The organism is Chitinivorax tropicus (assembly GCF_014202905.1).
Classification (GTDB): domain Bacteria; phylum Pseudomonadota; class Gammaproteobacteria; order Burkholderiales; family SCOH01; genus Chitinivorax; species Chitinivorax tropicus.
The window spans coordinates 67,383-84,653 of record NZ_JACHHY010000017.1; the positions used below are offsets into that span (position 1 = coordinate 67,383).

17 protein-coding genes are annotated in these 17,271 nt (G+C 57.7%); 8 read left to right on the forward strand and 9 right to left on the reverse strand.

The annotated features are described in order from the left end of the window. Nucleotides 1-189 precede the first annotated feature (189 nt). From HNQ59_RS13550 to HNQ59_RS13575, 6 genes are all read left to right on the forward strand, one after another. Nucleotides 190-1,005, forward strand: a complete 816-nt coding sequence (locus HNQ59_RS13550; protein WP_184040430.1) for an ATP-binding cassette domain-containing protein — start codon at nt 190-192, stop codon at nt 1,003-1,005. Further along, nucleotides 998-1,792, forward strand: a complete 795-nt coding sequence (mlaE, locus tag HNQ59_RS13555; protein WP_184040433.1) for a lipid asymmetry maintenance ABC transporter permease subunit MlaE — start codon at nt 998-1,000, stop codon at nt 1,790-1,792. The genes HNQ59_RS13550 and mlaE overlap by 8 nt, the downstream gene beginning before the upstream one ends. Beyond that, on the forward strand, nt 1,793-2,296 hold the full coding sequence (mlaD, locus tag HNQ59_RS13560) for an outer membrane lipid asymmetry maintenance protein MlaD (RefSeq protein ID WP_184040436.1): 504 nt from the start codon (nt 1,793-1,795) through the stop codon (nt 2,294-2,296). A gap of 45 nt (nt 2,297-2,341) precedes the next feature. Beyond that, nucleotides 2,342-2,932, forward strand: coding sequence for an MlaC/ttg2D family ABC transporter substrate-binding protein (locus HNQ59_RS13565; RefSeq protein ID WP_184040439.1), 591 nt, complete (start codon nt 2,342-2,344; stop codon nt 2,930-2,932). Nucleotides 2,933-2,942: 10 nt separating this feature from the next. After that, nucleotides 2,943-3,218 (forward strand): STAS domain-containing protein, encoded by a 276-nt coding sequence (locus HNQ59_RS13570; RefSeq protein ID WP_184040442.1) that lies wholly within the window; start codon nt 2,943-2,945, stop codon nt 3,216-3,218. 273 nt (nt 3,219-3,491) lie between these two features. Then, the gene (locus HNQ59_RS13575; RefSeq protein ID WP_184040445.1) at nt 3,492-4,244 is read left to right on the forward strand and encodes an MlaA family lipoprotein; all 753 of its coding nucleotides are present in this window, start codon (nt 3,492-3,494) and stop codon (nt 4,242-4,244) included. 253 nt (nt 4,245-4,497) lie between these two features. On the opposite strand, the gene HNQ59_RS13580 is transcribed toward HNQ59_RS13575, so the two are convergent. The 7 genes from HNQ59_RS13580 to HNQ59_RS13610 all read right to left on the reverse strand — a co-directional run bounded on the left by HNQ59_RS13580 (nt 4,498) and on the right by HNQ59_RS13610 (nt 11,723). Next, nucleotides 4,498-4,719: a hypothetical protein gene (locus HNQ59_RS13580; protein ID WP_184040448.1), complete on the reverse strand. Its 222-nt coding sequence runs from the start codon at nt 4,717-4,719 to the stop codon at nt 4,498-4,500. A 317-nt stretch (nt 4,720-5,036) separates the two neighbouring features. Next, nucleotides 5,037-6,566, reverse strand: coding sequence for a histidine ammonia-lyase (hutH, locus tag HNQ59_RS13585; RefSeq protein WP_184040451.1), 1,530 nt, complete (start codon nt 6,564-6,566; stop codon nt 5,037-5,039). Nucleotides 6,567-6,655: 89 nt separating this feature from the next. After that, nucleotides 6,656-8,317, reverse strand: coding sequence for a urocanate hydratase (gene hutU / locus HNQ59_RS13590; RefSeq protein WP_184040454.1), 1,662 nt, complete (start codon nt 8,315-8,317; stop codon nt 6,656-6,658). 29 nt (nt 8,318-8,346) lie between these two features. Next, entirely contained in the window at nt 8,347-9,288 is a 942-nt protein-coding gene (gene hutG / locus HNQ59_RS13595; protein ID WP_184040457.1) for a formimidoylglutamase, read from the reverse strand. A 17-nt stretch (nt 9,289-9,305) separates the two neighbouring features. Continuing rightward, nucleotides 9,306-10,547, reverse strand: coding sequence for an imidazolonepropionase (gene hutI / locus HNQ59_RS13600; RefSeq protein WP_184040460.1), 1,242 nt, complete (start codon nt 10,545-10,547; stop codon nt 9,306-9,308). 186 nt (nt 10,548-10,733) lie between these two features. Then, nucleotides 10,734-11,441, reverse strand: a complete 708-nt coding sequence (gene hutC / locus HNQ59_RS13605) for a histidine utilization transcriptional repressor HutC (RefSeq protein ID WP_184040463.1) — start codon at nt 11,439-11,441, stop codon at nt 10,734-10,736. Nucleotides 11,442-11,519: 78 nt separating this feature from the next. Next, the gene (locus HNQ59_RS13610) at nt 11,520-11,723 is read right to left on the reverse strand and encodes a hypothetical protein (protein ID WP_184040466.1); all 204 of its coding nucleotides are present in this window, start codon (nt 11,721-11,723) and stop codon (nt 11,520-11,522) included. A gap of 241 nt (nt 11,724-11,964) precedes the next feature. Between HNQ59_RS13610 and HNQ59_RS13615 the strand changes: the two genes are divergently transcribed. Together HNQ59_RS13615 and HNQ59_RS13620 are read left to right on the forward strand one after the other, a co-directional pair. After that, nucleotides 11,965-12,981, forward strand: coding sequence for an aspartate aminotransferase family protein (locus HNQ59_RS13615; protein WP_184040469.1), 1,017 nt, complete (start codon nt 11,965-11,967; stop codon nt 12,979-12,981). A gap of 311 nt (nt 12,982-13,292) precedes the next feature. After that, the gene (locus HNQ59_RS13620; RefSeq protein ID WP_184040472.1) at nt 13,293-16,694 is read left to right on the forward strand and encodes an EAL domain-containing protein; all 3,402 of its coding nucleotides are present in this window, start codon (nt 13,293-13,295) and stop codon (nt 16,692-16,694) included. Nucleotides 16,695-16,751: 57 nt separating this feature from the next. On the opposite strand, the gene HNQ59_RS13625 is transcribed toward HNQ59_RS13620, so the two are convergent. After that, a complete protein-coding gene (locus tag HNQ59_RS13625; protein WP_184040475.1) occupies nt 16,752-17,066 on the reverse strand; it encodes a metal-sensitive transcriptional regulator in 315 nt (104 codons plus the stop codon). After that, nucleotides 17,056-17,262, reverse strand: a complete 207-nt coding sequence (locus HNQ59_RS13630) for a heavy-metal-associated domain-containing protein (RefSeq protein WP_184040478.1) — start codon at nt 17,260-17,262, stop codon at nt 17,056-17,058. The genes HNQ59_RS13625 and HNQ59_RS13630 overlap by 11 nt, the downstream gene beginning before the upstream one ends. Nucleotides 17,263-17,271: the final 9 nt, after the last annotated feature.

Genomic DNA, 17,271 nt, shown 5'->3' on the forward strand with positions numbered 1-17,271 from the left:
ATAAAGCCAAGCCTCCGATGGAAATCGATAAATTTTCATCAGAACAGTGCATCATACGAAAAATCACATATAGAGCATTAACTCTAATTGGTGTTGTAAATATGCAACGCATGTCAATTATTGTTGTGTATTGATATTGCAATACGAGATACTTGTTTTAAAATCATGTCATTTTGATTGGGTTCCGTTGTGTCCGCCGAAAATCTGGTCGAACTCGACCACGTCACATTTGCCTACGACAAGCGCCGTGTCATCCTCCGTGACATCAGCCTACGCATCCCGAAAGGCAAGGTTGTTGCCATCATGGGCGGGTCTGGCTGTGGAAAAACCACCATCCTGCGCCTGATAGGCGGCCAGATCAAACCCAGCAACGGCACCGTCTCCGTCGCTGGGCAGGTGGTGCACACCCTGCCAGAAGACGATCTCTATCAACTACGTCGCAAGATGGGCATGCTGTTCCAGTTCGGGGCCTTGTTCACCGATATGTCAGTGTTTGATAACGTCGCCTTCCAGATGCGAGAGCATACCGATCTGCCTGAAGAGCTGATCCGTGATCTGGTTTTGATGAAACTGCATGCCGTTGGCTTGCGTGGCGCACATAAACTCAAGCCATCCGAGCTGTCAGGTGGGATGGCGCGTCGTGTCGCCTTGGCCAGGGCGATCGCACTGGACCCGATGTTGATGATGTATGACGAGCCTTTCGCCGGGCTGGACCCGATCTCACTGGGCGTGGTTGGCCAGCTGATCCGCAAACTCAATGATGCACTGGGCGCCACCTCGATCCTCGTCACCCACGATGTGCAGGAGTCCCTGCAGATAGTCGATTATGTTTATTTCGTGTCGGAAGGCAAAATTGTCGCAGAAGGCACAGCAGAAGAAATTCGCGCATCGAAAATGGATTTCGTCAAACAGTTTGTCAACGGCGAGCCCGATGGCCCCGTCCCCTTCCATTACCCGGCGCCTGACTACACCGCCGACCTGCTGAAAGGGGTAAAACGTGCTTGACCAATTGGCAGCCGGTTTCCGCCTTGTAGGCCGCAAGGTCATCAACGGTGTGTGGCGCTTGGGTTTCATCACCCGCTTTCTTTTTGCCGTGTTGATGTATTCCGGCACCAGCTTCCGCCGGTTTGGCTTGACCCTCCGCGAGATCTACTTCGCTGGCGTGCTGAGTCTGATCATCATCCTGATCTCAGGTTTGTTTGTCGGCATGGTGTTGGGGCTGCAGGGTTATGACACCTTGCAGCGCTACGGCTCATCCGATGCCCTGGGAGTGTTGGTTGCCCTGTCGCTGACCCGGGAGCTTGGCCCCGTCATTGCCGCATTGCTGTTTGCCAGCCGGGCTGGCAGCGCCATGACCGCTGAAATCGGCCTGATGAAGACGACCGAACAATTGGCGGCGATGGAAATGATGGCCGTCAACCCGATCGCCAGGGTCGTCGCCCCCCGCTTCTGGGCAGGGGTGTTGTCGATGCCCCTGTTGGCAGCCATGTTCTCCGCCATGGGCGTGCTGGGCGGGTACTTGGTCGGTGTCCGTCTGATTGGTGTCGATGACGGCGCATTTTGGTCACAGATGCAGTCAGCGGTCGATTTCCGCTTTGATATCGTCAACGGCATCATCAAAAGTGTCGTGTTTGGCATCGCCATCACATTGATTTCAGTTTTTGAAGGTTACGACGCACCACCCACAGCGGAAGGCGTATCTGGCGCGACCACCCGGACCGTGGTGACGTCTTCGCTGGTGATCCTCGCGTTGGATTTCGTGCTCACCGCATTCATGTTCAAAGGGATTTAAATGAACCGTACTACCATCGACCTGTGGGTCGGCATCTTCGTCACGCTAGGCATTGCTGCGGTGATCTTCCTGGCGCTGAAGGTCGGCAACCTCAGCACATCGTTCAACAGCGAGAAGACCTATACCATCACCGCCAATTTCGACAATATCGGTGGCCTGAAGGCGCGCGCGCCCGTCCGTAGCGCAGGCGTTGTCGTGGGCCGGGTCACCAGCGTGCAGTTCGATACCAAGCAATACGTGGCGGTCGTCACCATGCATATCGACGAACGCTATCCATTCTCGAAGGACACTTCAGCCTCGATCCTGACTTCAGGGCTGCTGGGCGAACAATACATCGGCCTCAAGACCGGGGGGGATGAGGAAAATCTGAAAGATGGCGACAAGCTCACCATCACACAATCCGCCGTGGTGTTGGAGGATCTGATTGGCCGATTCCTGTTCAGCTCTGCAGAAAAGAGCGCGAGCCAACCCGCTACGGATAAAGCCGCAACGCCTGCACCGTGATGCAGAACCCTATCAAGAATTAAAACTATCGACGCTGGAGCCATCATGAAGAAGTTGATCAGCCTGTTTGCACTTGGCCTCGCCCTGTTGACGGGCGCTGCACATGCAAACGATGCCGAAACCCTGGTACGCAATACCTCCAACGATGTATTGGAGCTGATGAAAAAAGAAAAGAACGACAAGAAGCTGCGGGAACAGATCGAGCAGCGCACCCTGCCCTATTTCGATTTCACCCGCATGACCGGTCTGGCAGTCGGATTGCCCTGGCGTAGCGCTACCGATGCGCAGAAAAGCCAGCTGACCGATGAATTCAAGACCTTGCTGATCCGCACCTACTCATCCACATTGACTTCCTACAAAGTGCAAGGGATCGAGGTCAAGCCGGTCAAGGCAGAAGCCAACAGCACGGATGTGACGGTGCTGACAGATGTCTCGGTTTCCGGCCAGCAGCCCGTCGCGATCAACTACAAGCTGCGTAAAGTCGATCAGAACTGGCGTGTCTATGATGTCGTGGTTGGTGGGGTCAGCCTGGTCACCAATTACCGGGGCAGCTTTGGCGACACTATCAAACAAAGCGGCGTCGATGGCCTGATCAAATCGCTCAAAGACAAAAACACCACGAACACCGGCAAGTAATCGAGGCACCATGCGAATCTCTCTGTCTGGCAATCTGACTTATCGCGAAGCAGCAAAGGTGCTCGAACAAGTCACGGAGCAACTGACTACGCCAGAAACAGTGCTGGATATGCAGGCGGTAGGGGATGTCGATTCCAGCGTCATCGCCCTGCTGTTAGCATGGATGCGGCGTGCCAACGAGCGCTCGATCATATTGCGTTGTGAACGTGCCCCGGACAACGTGCTGTCCCTCGCCGCGCTGTATGGCACGGAATCATTGTTGCCGCTGACTGGCCGCCACGAGTGACCGCCAACGCCAAGGCAGATGCAGGCGCAACGACCTTGGCTTGGCTTTTGTGGATGCCGATTCGATAATATCTAGTAGCATGGTGGCTGATCACGCCCTACCCAGCTGAATGCCCCAATAAAGTGGCAGTGGGTTGCTGCACCAAAACCCAGCCACCAAAGCTGGTGGCCTATGTCACGCCGGGTCGGCAGACAGCACCGATACACTTGTCGTCGAATTTGTTGTGCTGCGCAAGGCACAGAGCCACATTGCCTGCAGCTTCAGGAAACATACATGCGTTACCCGTTGATATTACTGCTATCTGCCCTGATTGCCGTCCTGACTGGTTGTGCAACGGCACCTGACAAACGCGACCCGTTCGAGCCTTTCAACCGCAAGGTCTATGCCTTCAATGAAACGGCGGATACGGCAGTCATCAAGCCTGCGGCTGAAGCATACACCAAGGTAGTGCCGAGCCCGGTCCGCGCTGGGGTTCACAACTTTCTCGGCAACCTCAAGGAAATCTCCTATCTCGTCAACAACCTGCTGCAAGGCAAAGTTGAGGGCGCGGCCATCAGCATGGGGCGTTTCACATTCAACTCGACCTTGGGCTTGGCAGGGTTGATCGATTTGATGACGCCGGTGGGTTTTCCTGCGCGGCCAGAGGACTTTGGCCAAACCTTAGGTAAATGGGGTGTCAAACCCGGCCCATATCTGGTGCTCCCCCTGTTTGGCCCCTCTACGCTTAGAGATACCGCTGGGATGGTGGCCGACACTGCAACCAGTATCAACGCGCCCGCCAGCGAGCCCGCCGCCCGATATGGTGTACTGGCGATCGGCGCAGTCGATAAGCGTGCAGAGCTGCTGGGTGCCAGTGAAGTATTGGATTCCGCCGCACTCGACCCATACACCTTCTTGCGGGATGCCTACCTGCAAAAGCGCATTGCCGAGATCTATGATGGAAATCCGCCTAGCACGGTCGATCCGGACGATCCGTTCGCGGATGACAGTAAAGCATCTCAGCCGGCGTCGCCGCCCGCCCCATAATCGGGGGGGCTGCTGAAGGCACCCAACCGCGAAAACATGCCTTCACAGGCCAAGTGACCACACTGGCTATACCAATAGCGTCAGATCAGGAAAAGTACGCAGGCAACAGCATTTGCTGGAGGATCAGCGAGAGGTAGGCAGATAACCAAGGGCTAATCGCTTAGCCCTGCTATCCGTTCGATATGGTACAGATGGGTGCTGCTGGTTTCAGCCATGTGTGTGCCGAATGGCACCCACTACGCCCGAGGTTCAATCATGCTGCCAGACGTGCGTGTTGGCCCAGTGCGGGCTGTTCGCGCAGCCATGCATAAGCGGCATCAACAGTTGGAAAGCGGCTACGCTTGGTGACGACTTCCAGGTGGCTGCCCCGTTCACGCAGGACTTCCGCACGCAGTACGCCACCCAGGGCATACACACGGCCAATATAGGTTCCCCCGAGGGCGGGGGCTTCAAGGACGATCAGATTGTTTTCCATAGTAGTTCCCCTGGTTGGGTTGTGAAACAGTTAATATTGCATTTTGTGCAATGCACAAATATTACTGCATTCCCCACCTGATTTTCCATGCGGACAAACCCTCAACCCCTTGTTAGGCTTAAAACTCTAGTGCTTTTCAGCAGATGATTCATGACGAGTGATTTTGCAATGCAACACATCTAACCACCCAAACCAACCCAAACCCCACCATCAAACATCTGATGGCGCACATGCCGCCCTACCGTGCTTCTCTGCGTATCATCCAAGCAAACACCCCGCCTTGGCGGGGTGTGGAGCACTGAAGTGTCAGCTCGTCATTACAACGATGGCAACAGCCCAGCAGGCAGGAATCGATCATAGCCCCCTTGCTGGATCAGTGCCTTGGCTCGCTCGATATCTGGCGCGAAGTAACGATCCTTGTCATAGAACGACACCCGGGCACGTAATAATGCCTTGGCCTGTTCCAACTCCACCGACGTTTTCAGTGGTGCGCGGAAATCAACCCCTTGGCAGGCTGCCAATAACTCGACAGCCAAGATGCCCGCCGTATTGTCGGCCATGTCATGCAGGCGGCGGGCGGCAAAGGTGGCCATCGAGACGTGGTCTTCCTGATTCGCGGATGTCGGCAGGCTATCGACCGATGCCGGATGCGCCAGCGTCTTGTTCTCAGACGCCAAGGCGGCAGAGGTCACCTGTGCGATCATGAAGCCGGAATTCACACCACCGTTCTCGACCAGAAAGGGCGGCAGGCCAGACAATTTGGAATCGATCAACAGCGCCATGCGACGCTCTGAGAGTGATCCGACCTCGGCAATGGCCAAGGCCAGATTGTCAGCGGCGAATGCGACCGGCTCCGCATGGAAATTGCCACCGGAGATGATGTCGTTGTCGTCCGCAAACACCAAGGGGTTATCAGAGACCGAGTTGGCCTCAGTCAACAGAATATCGGCGGCATTGCGGATCTGCGTCAGGCAAGCGCCCATCACTTGGGGCTGGCAGCGCAGGCTATAGGGATCTTGCACCTTGCCGCAGTTCTCGTGTGAATGCTCGATCTCGGAGTGATCCAACAGGTGCCGATAGGCCCCGGCAACATCGATCTGCCCGGCATGGCCGCGTACCTGATGGATACGATCGTCGAATGGGCGACGCGAGCCTTGGGCGGCCTCGACCGACAGGGCACCGGTCACGACACCAGCCGCAAACAGATCCTCTGCCGCAAACAAGCCTTCCAAGGCAAAAGCGGTGCTGGCCTGGGTGCCATTCAACAACGCCAGGCCTTCTTTCGGTGCCAGCGTGATCGGCGTCAATCCGGCCAGCTTCAAACCGGCTCCGCCAGACAAACGTTCGCCGTGATAGGTCACTTCGCCCTCACCAATCAACACGCAGGCCATGTGCGCCAAGGGGGCCAGGTCGCCAGAGGCACCGACAGAGCCCTTCTGCGGCACCACCGGATACACCTCGGCATTCACCAGCTTGATGAGCGCATCGATCACGTCACGGCGGATGCCGGAAAAGCCCCGCGCCAGCGAGTTGATCTTCAAGACCATCATCAGCCGGACGGTCGCGTCACGCATCCGCTCACCAACACCTGCCGCATGTGACAGCACGATCGAGCGCTGCAAAAGCTCCAGCTCTTCTGCCGCGATACGGGTGCTGGCCAATAAGCCAAAGCCCGTGTTGATGCCATATACCACACGGCCTTCGGACAGGACACGGGAAACGGTATGGGCGGACTCGTCGATAGCCGCATGGGCAGCGGTATCCAGCGACAAGGTGACTGGTGCCCGCCAGATGTGGCGCAGCTCGGCCAGGCTCAGCTGGCCTGGTTTCAACAGAAATGCAGTCATGGCTATCTCAAATGGGGTGGTCAGTAGCACGATCCACTTCGGTGGCGTGGATCACGCGATGAATCAATCGGGTCAACAGTGGCCATCGATCACAGCATGGGCAAATCCAGGCTGTTCTCACGGGCGGATTGCCTGGCAATCTCATAGCCTGCGTCAGCATGGCGCATCACGCCTGTTCCAGGATCATTGCGCAGCACACGGGCAATCCGTCTGGCAGCAGCTTCGCTGCCATCGCAAACGATCACCACCCCAGCGTGCTGGCTGAACCCCATGCCTACGCCCCCGCCATGATGCAGGGACACCCAGGTCGCGCCCCCTGCGGTATTCAGCAGGGCATTCAGCAAAGGCCAATCAGAGACGGCATCCGAGCCATCCAGCATGGCCTCGGTTTCGCGGTTGGGGCTGGCAACCGAGCCGGAGTCCAAATGATCGCGGCCAATTACAATCGGTGCTTTCAGCTCGCCCTTGGCGACCATCTCGTTGAATGCCAGACCCAGGCGGGCGCGGTCTTTCAGCCCCACCCAGCAGATACGTGCTGGCAGGCCTTGGAAAGCGATGCGCTCCCGCGCCATGTCCAGCCAGTGGTGTAGATGGCTGTCGTGTGGAATCAGTTCTTTGACTTTCTGATCCGTTTTGTAGATGTCTTCCGGGTCTCCCGACAACGCCACCCAGCGGAAAGGCCCAATCCCTTCGCAGAACAGAGGACGGATGTAGGCAGGGACGAAACCCGGAAAGTCGAAGGCATTTTGCACGCCCTCCTCCAACGCCATCTGGCGGATGTTGTTGCCGTAATCGAGCGTGGCCGAACCGCGCTGTTGCAGGGCCAGCATCGCCCGCACTTGCACCGCCATCGAGGCTTTGGCAGCCTTGACCACCGCCTGCGGCTCGCTCTGGCGACGTGCTTTCCATTGCTCGATTGTCCAGCCTTGCGGCAGATAGCCATTCAGTGGGTCATGCGCACTGGTCTGGTCAGTGACGACATCAGGGGTGATGCCGCGTGCAACCAGCTCAGCAAACACATCGGCTGCATTTCCCAACAAGCCGACAGAAATGGCCTTGCCACTGGCATTGGCCTCGTTGATGATAGCCAGCGCTTCGTCCAGGGTTTTGGCTTTGAAATCGACATAGCGGGTACGCAGACGGAAATCGATGCGCGTTTCGTCGCACTCCACCGCCAGCACGTTGAAACCAGCCATCACGCCAGCCAAAGGCTGCGCTCCACCCATGCCCCCCAGGCCACCGGTCAGAATCCATTTCCCTCTGGCCTCGCCAGCAAAGTGCTGCTTGGCCACGGCGGCAAAGGTCTCGTAAGTCCCTTGGACAATTCCCTGCGTGCCGATATAGATCCACGAGCCAGCAGTCATCTGGCCATACATCATCAGGCCTTTCCGATCCAACTCATTGAAATGATCCCAGGTCGCCCAATGCGGCACCAGATTGGAATTGGCCAGCAGCACGCGCGGCGCGTCAGCGTGGGTCTGGAACACCCCAACCGGCTTGCCGGACTGCACCAGCAAGGTCTGGTCATCCTCCAGGCGCTTGAGCACATCCAGAATCCTGTCAAAGCATTCCCAGCTGCGGGCCGCGCGGCCAATGCCGCCGTACACCACCAGATCTTCAGGACGCTCGGCCACATCCGGGTCTAGGTTGTTCTGAATCATGCGATAGGCGGCTTCGGTCAGCCAGCTTTTGCACGTCAGCTGATTGCCACGCGGGGCGCGGATCACACGCGAAGGGTCATGTCGGTTCATGGAATTTGTCTCCAGTTTGGTTGGGCTGGTCATTTGGTCAGACGGTGGATCAGGCGAGCAGCGGTCTTGGCTGTGCGATGATCAATGTCGAATTCAGGGTTGAGCTCCGCCAGATCAACGATGCGTAATTTGTCGGAAGCCTTGGCCAGATCGAGTATGGCTTCGATCACCTCCAAGGCCACCCCTCGTGCCGCCGGGGCGGATACCCCAGGCGCTTGGTAAGCAGGCAATACGTCGATATCGATGGTCAGGTAGAGATGATCAAGTGGTGCAAGGAATTGACTGAGTTGATGCAATGTATCCGGCAACTGGGCGATGCCCATGTCCTCATCCAACCGATAGGTCACATCCAATTCACGCGCCCTGGCGAACAGCGCGGCGGTATTGGCAGGCTCAGCCACCCCGAAGCAGGCGTAGTGAAAAGGCCAACCATGTGCCACGCAGGACTCGGCAATTTGCCGGAACGGGGTGCCAGAATTGGCCTCGCGCGCCAAGCGAAGGTCGAAATGCGCATCCAGGTTGAGAATGCCGACCTTGGGCGTGCCGCCTTGATTGGCCAGATGGCGGGCCAGACCACTGAAGGTGCCAAAGGCGACCTCGTGCCCACCACCCATCACCACAGGGAAATGGCCTGCGGTAAGCAGACCATCCACCATCACCGCCAATTCAGCCTGTGCCGCCTCCAACGCATCGCCTTCACAGACTACGTCGCCCGCATCCCACACCACACGCTCACCACCATGCCAGGCCAGGTTCGCCAGCGCATGGCGTATTGCCTGCGGCCCTTTATGGGCGCCGGGCCGGCCATGATTCCGCTTGACACCTGCATCACAGGCAAACCCCAGCAGCGCGACACCCGCTTGGCCCGAAGGCACCTCGCAGCGAATCTGCTGGTGCCAACGCCGGGCATCCCCAGCCTCTTCACTATCGACCCGCCCTTGCCAGCGAGCCGGATCAGGTTTCACCCACATGTCGTCCCCCTCTTTCGTCAATGTGCTATCTGCTGACCACGCCACACTCGGTACCGCAATGGATTGACGCCCATCTGATAGGCCAGCTCGGCAGGATGCTGCACTTGCCAGACACAGAAGCTCGCCTCATATCCAACTGCCAGCCGCCCCAGGCGGGTTGCCCGCCCCAATGCACGCGCAGCGTGCTGCGTCACACCGGCAAAGGCTTGTTGGGGTGTCAATCCAAACAACACGCAGGCCATGTTCATGGCCAAACGGATCGAGGCAAACGGGCTGGTACCTGGGTTGAGATCAGTCGCGACGGCCATCGGCACCCCCGCAGCGCGCAAGGCAGCGATTGGCGGCAGCTGCTTTTCACGCAGAAAATAGAAGGCGGCGGGCAGCAATACCGCCACCGTGCCGCTACGGGCCAACGCATCAATCCCCGCATCACTCAGAAACTCGACATGATCCACCGACCACGCGCCATACTGCGCAGCCAGGGCCGAGCCATCCAGGTCAGACAGCTGCTCCATATGGCCTTTGACCGCCAACCCATGCTGGCAGGCGCACACAAAGAGGCGCTCGGCTTGCGCACGAGTAAATGCGATGTGCTCGCAGAACACGTCCACCGCTTCGGCCAGCCCGGCCTCGGCAACTGCTGGAATGATGTCGTTGCAGATCAGGCTGACATAGTCATCTGCCCGACCGGTGTATTCAGGTGGTACAGCATGCGCCGCCAACAAGGTGGCAGATACATCGATCTGGGCCAACTCACCCAGCCGATGCGCCACACGCAGCATCTTCAGCTCGTCGTCCAAGGTGAGTCCATAGCCGGATTTGATCTCGATGCAACCCACCCCCTCTGCCGCCAGGGCTTGCACACGCGGCAAGCTGGCAGCCAGCAGGTCAGCCTCATTCAAGGCACGGGTGGCCCGCACCGTGGACAGAATGCCGCCCCCTTGCCTGGCAATCTCAGCATAGGGCACGCCGCACAAACGCATCTCCCACTCTTGCGCACGATTGCCCCCAAACACCGCATGCGTGTGGCAATCGATCAAGGCCGGTGTCACCCAGGCACCGGCCAGGTCAATGGCACCCGCCGGCAGCGCCATTGCCGCAAGCTCGGACATCGGCGCCAGTAGCGCGATGCGCCCCTGCTTGACACCCATGGCAACCAAGGCGGAGGACGCATCCGTGCTTGCATCCACGCCCCCCCAGTGGGCAGCGACCTGAGCGTTCAGCCAGAGCTGATCACAGTCCGTCAGTACAGTGTGCATGATTGAAATGTATAATTTTGAGCAAATTTGTATATACATTAAACAGACAATGCCAACACGTCAAGCAGCCGTCACCCTGCGCGGCAGCCAGATCAAGTGGGACACGCAGGATCAAAAAGAAACGGCCACCTGCTGGTGGCCGTTGGATGGCATGCCTGCTCCGGCGATCAATCGCCCGGTGATCGATCACACATCGACATGGACTTGCGAACGAAGCTTATAGCGCGTGCCAGGATGGGTCAGACGCGCGAAGCTGATCAGGCGATCAGCAGACCAGGTACGGCGATGCACCAGCAGACAGGGCTCATTGGCGCTGATCTCCAGCAGGCGCTGGGTTTCCGCATCTGGCATGGTGGCCTCGACGATATGCTCGATGTCCGACAAAGGGCAGGCTTGGGTCAGGTACTCGTTGGGCGTGATGTCGGAAAAATCCTGCTCCAGATAATGAGGCACCCAGCGAGGGTTCAGATAGCGGTCTTCCAGCTGGATCGGCACCCCGTTCTCACGGTGCACGATCATCGAGTGATACACCTCGGTGCCCACGCGCACACCCAGCCTCAGCGCAATCGTGTCATCCACCACCTCGCTGCGTAACAACAAGACGGTGTTATCGTACTGATGGCCTCGACGGCGGATCTCGCCTGCAATGCTGCACACCGACAGCAGTGGCGATTCAGCCCGCGTATCCGCCACATAGGTGCCATCGCCAGCAAAGCGCACCAGCATGCCATCGCCCACCAGATCACGGATGGCCTTGTTGACGGTCATCCGGCTGACACCGAATTGCTCCGCCAACTGCACCTCGGGTGGAATCTTGCTGCCAGGCTGGTAGGTCTGCTCCCGGATACGCTGGAGCAAATAAGACTTGATGGCTTGATAACGGGGCTGTGTCATTACGGATATATTGTCTATACAAATCTGTCATTTATTGTACAACATAACGCGTTTACCCGTTCAATGCATCAGAGGTTGTCAATATTTTGTAACAAATATGAATATTTTTGCATTCAGGGGGTTTACAAAACGAGAGAGAGCAAATACTCTAGCCACACCCATTGCTTGCGCTTCAGCCAATGACTCAAAAAATGAATGCTGGGGCGAGATGACCTGCCGATCAAAACTATATACCGCAGGCACCGTACATGGGGAATGAGAGGAGACATGCAGGTTGGCCATGAGTGCCAACCTGCATTGCTTTCAGCAGCCGTTCCGCAAGCGGCCTCGGTCATATCACAAACCGTGGCCAGATCACACCATATCCTTTGTCATCAACACCAAGCATCAAATAGCACTGTCCGGGCCGTCGTGCACATGCTCGCGGGCAGGATGACACCAGTGGTATGATCACCCTGGCAAGCACTGGCGCCGATTTTGAGTCAGCCTGACCGCAGGCAGATATCGACAGATGAGATAGCCCATGCACTTCGATCGCCCCATTGGTGGTTTTTTCGAGCTGGAGCTCCCGCCCCGTCAACCCGGCAATCTACTTGAATACTGGCAGGCAGAGCCTTCTGACTGTCGCTGGTATGGCAATGCCCGGTCTGCATTGATGCAGTTGCTGCAAACCCGGCAGATACGCCGTACCTGGCTGCCAGCCTATCTGTGCGATGCCGTCATCGATGCAGCATTGGAATCAGGCTGCCGGATACTGTTCTACCCCGTCGATCACCACCTGCAACCTGACAGCGCCTGGTTGAGCAGCCGCCTTGACTCGGGCGATGCGGTGCTGGCGGTGGATTACTTTGGCCGCCCTCCCAATGCCGCCTTCCTGTCGCTGGTGAATTCACGCCCGGACATCGACTGGATCGAAGATCGGGCTCACGCCATCGACACGGGCATGGCCCCCTGGGGCACCTGGCAACTGTTCAGCCCGCGAAAGCTGGCTGGCGTGCCGGATGGTGGGCTATTGATCGGGCCACAGCTTTCCTGCCTGCCGGCGACCCAGGGGGTGCCACATCTCCACGCCAGTGCATGGATGCGCCGTGAGGACTGCACTGGGCACCGCCACGCCGAATGGGTTGCACGCCATCAGCAGGATGAGGCCAGCATGGATATCGGGCCTCGTCCAGTCAGCAAGCTGACACAGCACATGTTGGCCTGCATGCCAGCCTCCCCCCTGCTGATCGCCAGGAAGCAGAACTATGCACGCTATCAAGTCGCCCTGCCCTATATGTCATTTCTGGGTGATGTGCAGAGCTATGCACCGTTCGGTTTTGTCGTCCGCACCCAGCACGCGGATGATCTATGGCGGCACCTGATCGATCAACGGATCTTTGCCCAGCGGCACTGGCGTGATATCAGCGCCCCAGTCGAGCAATTTCCGGTCGCTCATCAGCTATCCAACGAATTGCTCACGCTGCCTTGCGACCACCGCTTGACCAATGCCGATGTGGATCGGGTCATTGCCGCCGTCCAGATCTTTTTCGATGAGTAAGCATGCATCGGTTGCGTGGGCAGGACGATAGCCAGGTTGCACTGGCCCCTACAGCTTGCCATCTGGTGGATTGCCCGCACCCGCTCAATCCACCTCATCGTTTCATCAGGCACCCTGATTCCAGCAGTTTCCGAGTGGTACCCTATAATGCATGTGCATACATTCAAAGCCCGGTGCCATGGGCATGCAACCATGGGTTCGCCACTGTCATCCAAGTGATGCCAACCGGGCCCGGATTCACCTGATCGACTACCGAAGCTGGTTGGACACAGCGATGACCAAACCGATACATAAAGGCTTGAACAGGTACGATGACCGTTTCAATCCAACACCGGCGAAGCAACCAGCCCTTTGTATTTGCATTGATCACTTTTGCTTGCGGCATCTTGCTGACCTTTCTGTTTGGTTGGCTCTATCAAAATGCCGTCAATATTGAGCACAGCCACGCCAATCGTATCTTTCTGGATAGCGTGAAAGAACGCGTGCAGGCCAAGCTGATACGCACCGGAGACATGCTGCTGGGCATTCGCAATGCCTGGATCGAGCCACCGGTTGACACCATGCGCCTGCAACGTGCGCTATACCAGTTTTCGCCCCAGGCCAATCTGCCAGACGTCGCCTCTGTAGCCTATCTCAGCTATATCAAGAAGGCCCCTGATGACGACTCCCAAGGGCATATGAAGATCGAATTGGTCATTCCCAGCCGAGGCAACGAGCATCTGCTCGGCCAGGATCTACACACAGTGCTCGCAGCCCAGGTGGTTGTGTTGCGGCGGAGCGGCGGCACCCTCTATACCTTTCCCAGCCCCATACCACTTGACAACCGCCAGCCCACACTGGCAGTGGCGGTGCCGGTATATGACACCTCTGCAACAGTCGAGAGCACCAACCAGCGCCAGCGAGCCTTCGCAGGCATCCTGCTCGCAACGGTCAGGCTGGGCAGCATGCTGGCTGATATTCAAAGTATGGCCCAACAGCAGGAGCTCGACCTGGCGGTTGACATCAACCCCACCCCAGGCCGCGCATCCAAGCCAATCATGGAAAACCTGCCCTCGGCTTTACCCGCCGACCCGACCCGGCAGTCCATCGATATCCGGATGGGGGAAGTCACCTTACGCATCAGCTGTGCAGCCATGACGCCGCCACATCGGGCGAATTTCTACATGATCTGGCTGATGGGTCTGCTCATCAGCCTGTCCTTGGCGTGGGTAATGGGTATGCTGTGGACGCGGAACCTACGGCAATCACAATCACTGGAGATCAAGGAACAAGACGGACAGCAGCTGCAAAACGCCTATCAGCTGAAACTGCAATTGCTGAACCACACCGCTGACGGGCTGCTTGCCACCGACAAACATGGCAACGTGGTCTACATCAACCATCAGGTACCCAGCTTATTGGACCTGCCCGACACCCACATCATGCAGCTCAACCTCACGTCGCTCGGCATTCAGAGCCAAGCGGATCAGGTCGAGATCTTTCGTGGCATGACCAATGGGGTTCGGGTCAGCTATCTCCATCACCGAGAGCAGAATGGTCAGGTCCATACCCTGGAAATCCACCAGGCCCCCAGCCTCAAGCAGAATGGTCAGCGCCAGGGCTATCTGCTGGCCATCCGCGACATCTCCAATCTGGTGATGAAAGACCAAGCCCTGCAGGAGATGCGTCAACGCCTGGATGATCTGGTTGATCTGTCCTCTGATTGGCATTGGGAAAGCGATACTGAACATCGCTTGCATATCCTGTCCCGTGGCATCAAAGACAGCCTGGGGAGCATGGCGGAGCACGCCGAGGGCCGCACACGCTGGGAGCTGGACGGCTTCGAGACCGAGCCGCATCTGCTTGAGCGCCACATGGCCGATCTGCGCAAGCATGCCCCCTTCCATGACTTCACCTATAAGGTCACCCATCCCGATGGTCGCGAGCGCTATTTCTGCGTGTCAGGCAAGCCTGTCTTTGACATGACCGGCCATTTCGTCGGCTACCGAGGGGCCGGGCGTGACATCACACAGACCAAACAGGCGGAGATGGCGCTGTTTGCCGAAAAAGAGCGCGCCCAGGTCACATTGGAGTCGATTGGTGAGGGAGTCATCACCACCGACACTGAGCTGCGTATCCAATACATGAACCCAGTTGCAGCACAGATGACAGGCTGGCTACCGCAGGACGCGCAGCACAGGCCACTGAGTTTCGTCTTCAAAACCATCCACGAATTGACCCATGAGCCCTTGCCCGACCCCGTCCAGCAGGCTCTGGTGCTAGGCCGCACCGTCACCCCGAGTGGCCATGCCGAATTGCTACGGATGGATGGAGAAGAATTTGCGATCGAAGAAACCGCCTCCCCGATTCGGGATCGTACTGGCAGGCTGATCGGTGGCGTATTGGTCTTCCGTGATGTCAGCCACTCTCGCGAGCTGGCCGCCAAGCTGACCTACCAGGCCACGCATGATGCGTTGACAGGCCTGCTCAATCGTCGGGAATTCGAGCTACGGCTGAACCGGGTATTGCAACACGAGCGTAGCGACATGCCCAACGCATTGCTGTACCTGGATCTCGATCAGTTCAAGGTCGTCAACGACACCTGTGGCCATATTGCAGGAGATGAGCTGTTGAAACAGCTGTCAGCCTTGATGCAAAACCAGCTCCGAGCCGCCGACACCTTTGCACGGATGGGAGGTGACGAGTTCGCCATCCTGCTGGAAACCTGCCCGACCAACATCGCCACCCGTATTGCCGAGCTTCTGCGCTCAACCGTGGCGGAATTCCATTTCGCGTGGGACAACAAGCTGTTTTCCGTCGGTGCCAGCATTGGCCTGGTCAGTTTCACCAGCGGCTCGCTGGACATCGCCACCCTGATGAGCGCGGCGGACACGGCCTGTTATCTGGCCAAGGAGAAAGGTCGAAATCGGGTCCATGTCCATCATGCAGAAGACATGGAAGTCCAGATACGACATGGTGAAATGGAATGGGTCGCCCGCCTGCACAAGGCACTCAACCAGAACCGGTTCCAGCTGTGTTATCAAAAGATCAAGCCGATCAACGCCACGGAGGAGGGTCTGCACTTCGAGGTATTGCTCAGAATGATCGATGAGAACGGCGATTTCATCCCGCCAGGCCGCTTCATCCCTGCCGCCGAGCGCTACAACCTCATGCCCGCCATCGATCGATGGGTGATCCGCAACCTATTCGCCTTCATCCACGAATACCGCACCCGCCTGCCGCAACTTTCCGCCTGCGCCATCAACCTGTGCGGGGGCTCGCTGGGGGACGAATCCTTACTGCCCTTCATTCGGAATCTGTTCGAGGAATTCATGATCCCGCACGACATGATCTGCTTCGAAGTGACCGAAACCGCCGCCATCGCCAATCTGAATGGTGCCACCCACATCATTCGCGAGCTGCGGTCGCTGGGCTGCCGCTTTGCGCTGGATGACTTTGGCAGCGGCATGTCCTCATTCGGCTACCTGAAGCACCTGCCAGTTGATTACCTGAAGATCGATGGCAGCTTTGTCAAGGATATGCTGCATGACCCCATCGACACCGCCATGGTCGAATCGATCAACCATATCGGCCATGTGATGGGGCTGCAGACGATTGCCGAATTTGTTGAAAATGATGACATTTTGGACAAGCTCAGACAGATCGGCGTGGATTTTGCACAAGGCTATGGCATCGGCAAACCCATGCCGATCGACACGCTCATCGAGTTCTGAAACGGGAAAACCAGGGCGTTGCACGCCCAATCGCTCAACAGTCAGATGCGGTCGGCTTTACCCCCTCCATTTGGCCAATAGACCGACCATCTCCTGAATCACCCGCTCGCCCTCACCCTGCTGCACCGCCTTCTGCACGCAACCCCGTAAATGGTCTTGCATAATCTGCAGCGAAACGGCGTCCAGGGCTGCGCGGGCAGCCTGGACCTGTGTCAACACATCGACACAGTAGCGATCGGCCTCCACCATGTTGGCAATGCCCCGCACTTGGCCCTCCACCCGCTTCAAGCGCTGTAGCAGTTGGCGCTTATGGGGCTGGACGGTTTTCAGCGCCGAGTCGGTACAACAGGATTCTGACGCATCAGACGACATCGAAACCCGCCGCTTCGATCGCTGCCTGTAAGGCATCGATTGGGGTCTGGGCCGGATCAAAGCGGACACCCACCTTGCCCGTGGCCAGCTCGACATCCACCTGTGCCACGCCAGCCAAGGCTTGCAAGGCCTTGGTGATGCTATTGGCACAGCCACCGCAGCTCATGCCGGACACATTCAATTGCACATATTCCATGGCTCAATA

Bases quoted from the DNA above. Each gene is read 5' to 3' on its own strand.
- mlaD (WP_184040436.1), top strand. From the start codon at position 1,793: ATGAACCGTACTACCATCGACCTGTGGGTCGGCATCTTCGTCACGCTA.
- HNQ59_RS13565 (WP_184040439.1), top strand. From the start codon at position 2,342: ATGAAGAAGTTGATCAGCCTGTTTGCACTTGGCCTCGCCCTGTTGACG.
- HNQ59_RS13570 (WP_184040442.1), top strand. From the start codon at position 2,943: ATGCGAATCTCTCTGTCTGGCAATCTGACTTATCGCGAAGCAGCAAAG.
- HNQ59_RS13575 (WP_184040445.1), top strand. From the start codon at position 3,492: ATGCGTTACCCGTTGATATTACTGCTATCTGCCCTGATTGCCGTCCTG.
- HNQ59_RS13580 (WP_184040448.1), bottom strand. From the start codon at position 4,719: ATGGAAAACAATCTGATCGTCCTTGAAGCCCCCGCCCTCGGGGGAACC.
- hutH (WP_184040451.1), bottom strand. From the start codon at position 6,566: ATGACTGCATTTCTGTTGAAACCAGGCCAGCTGAGCCTGGCCGAGCTG.
- hutU (WP_184040454.1), bottom strand. From the start codon at position 8,317: ATGAACCGACATGACCCTTCGCGTGTGATCCGCGCCCCGCGTGGCAAT.
- hutG (WP_184040457.1), bottom strand. From the start codon at position 9,288: ATGTGGGTGAAACCTGATCCGGCTCGCTGGCAAGGGCGGGTCGATAGT.
- hutI (WP_184040460.1), bottom strand. From the start codon at position 10,547: ATGCACACTGTACTGACGGACTGTGATCAGCTCTGGCTGAACGCTCAG.
- hutC (WP_184040463.1), bottom strand. From the start codon at position 11,441: ATGACACAGCCCCGTTATCAAGCCATCAAGTCTTATTTGCTCCAGCGT.
- HNQ59_RS13610 (WP_184040466.1), bottom strand. From the start codon at position 11,723: ATGGCCAACCTGCATGTCTCCTCTCATTCCCCATGTACGGTGCCTGCG.
- HNQ59_RS13615 (WP_184040469.1), top strand. From the start codon at position 11,965: ATGCACTTCGATCGCCCCATTGGTGGTTTTTTCGAGCTGGAGCTCCCG.
- HNQ59_RS13620 (WP_184040472.1), top strand. From the start codon at position 13,293: ATGACCGTTTCAATCCAACACCGGCGAAGCAACCAGCCCTTTGTATTT.
- HNQ59_RS13625 (WP_184040475.1), bottom strand. From the start codon at position 17,066: ATGTCGTCTGATGCGTCAGAATCCTGTTGTACCGACTCGGCGCTGAAA.
- HNQ59_RS13630 (WP_184040478.1), bottom strand. From the start codon at position 17,262: ATGGAATATGTGCAATTGAATGTGTCCGGCATGAGCTGCGGTGGCTGT.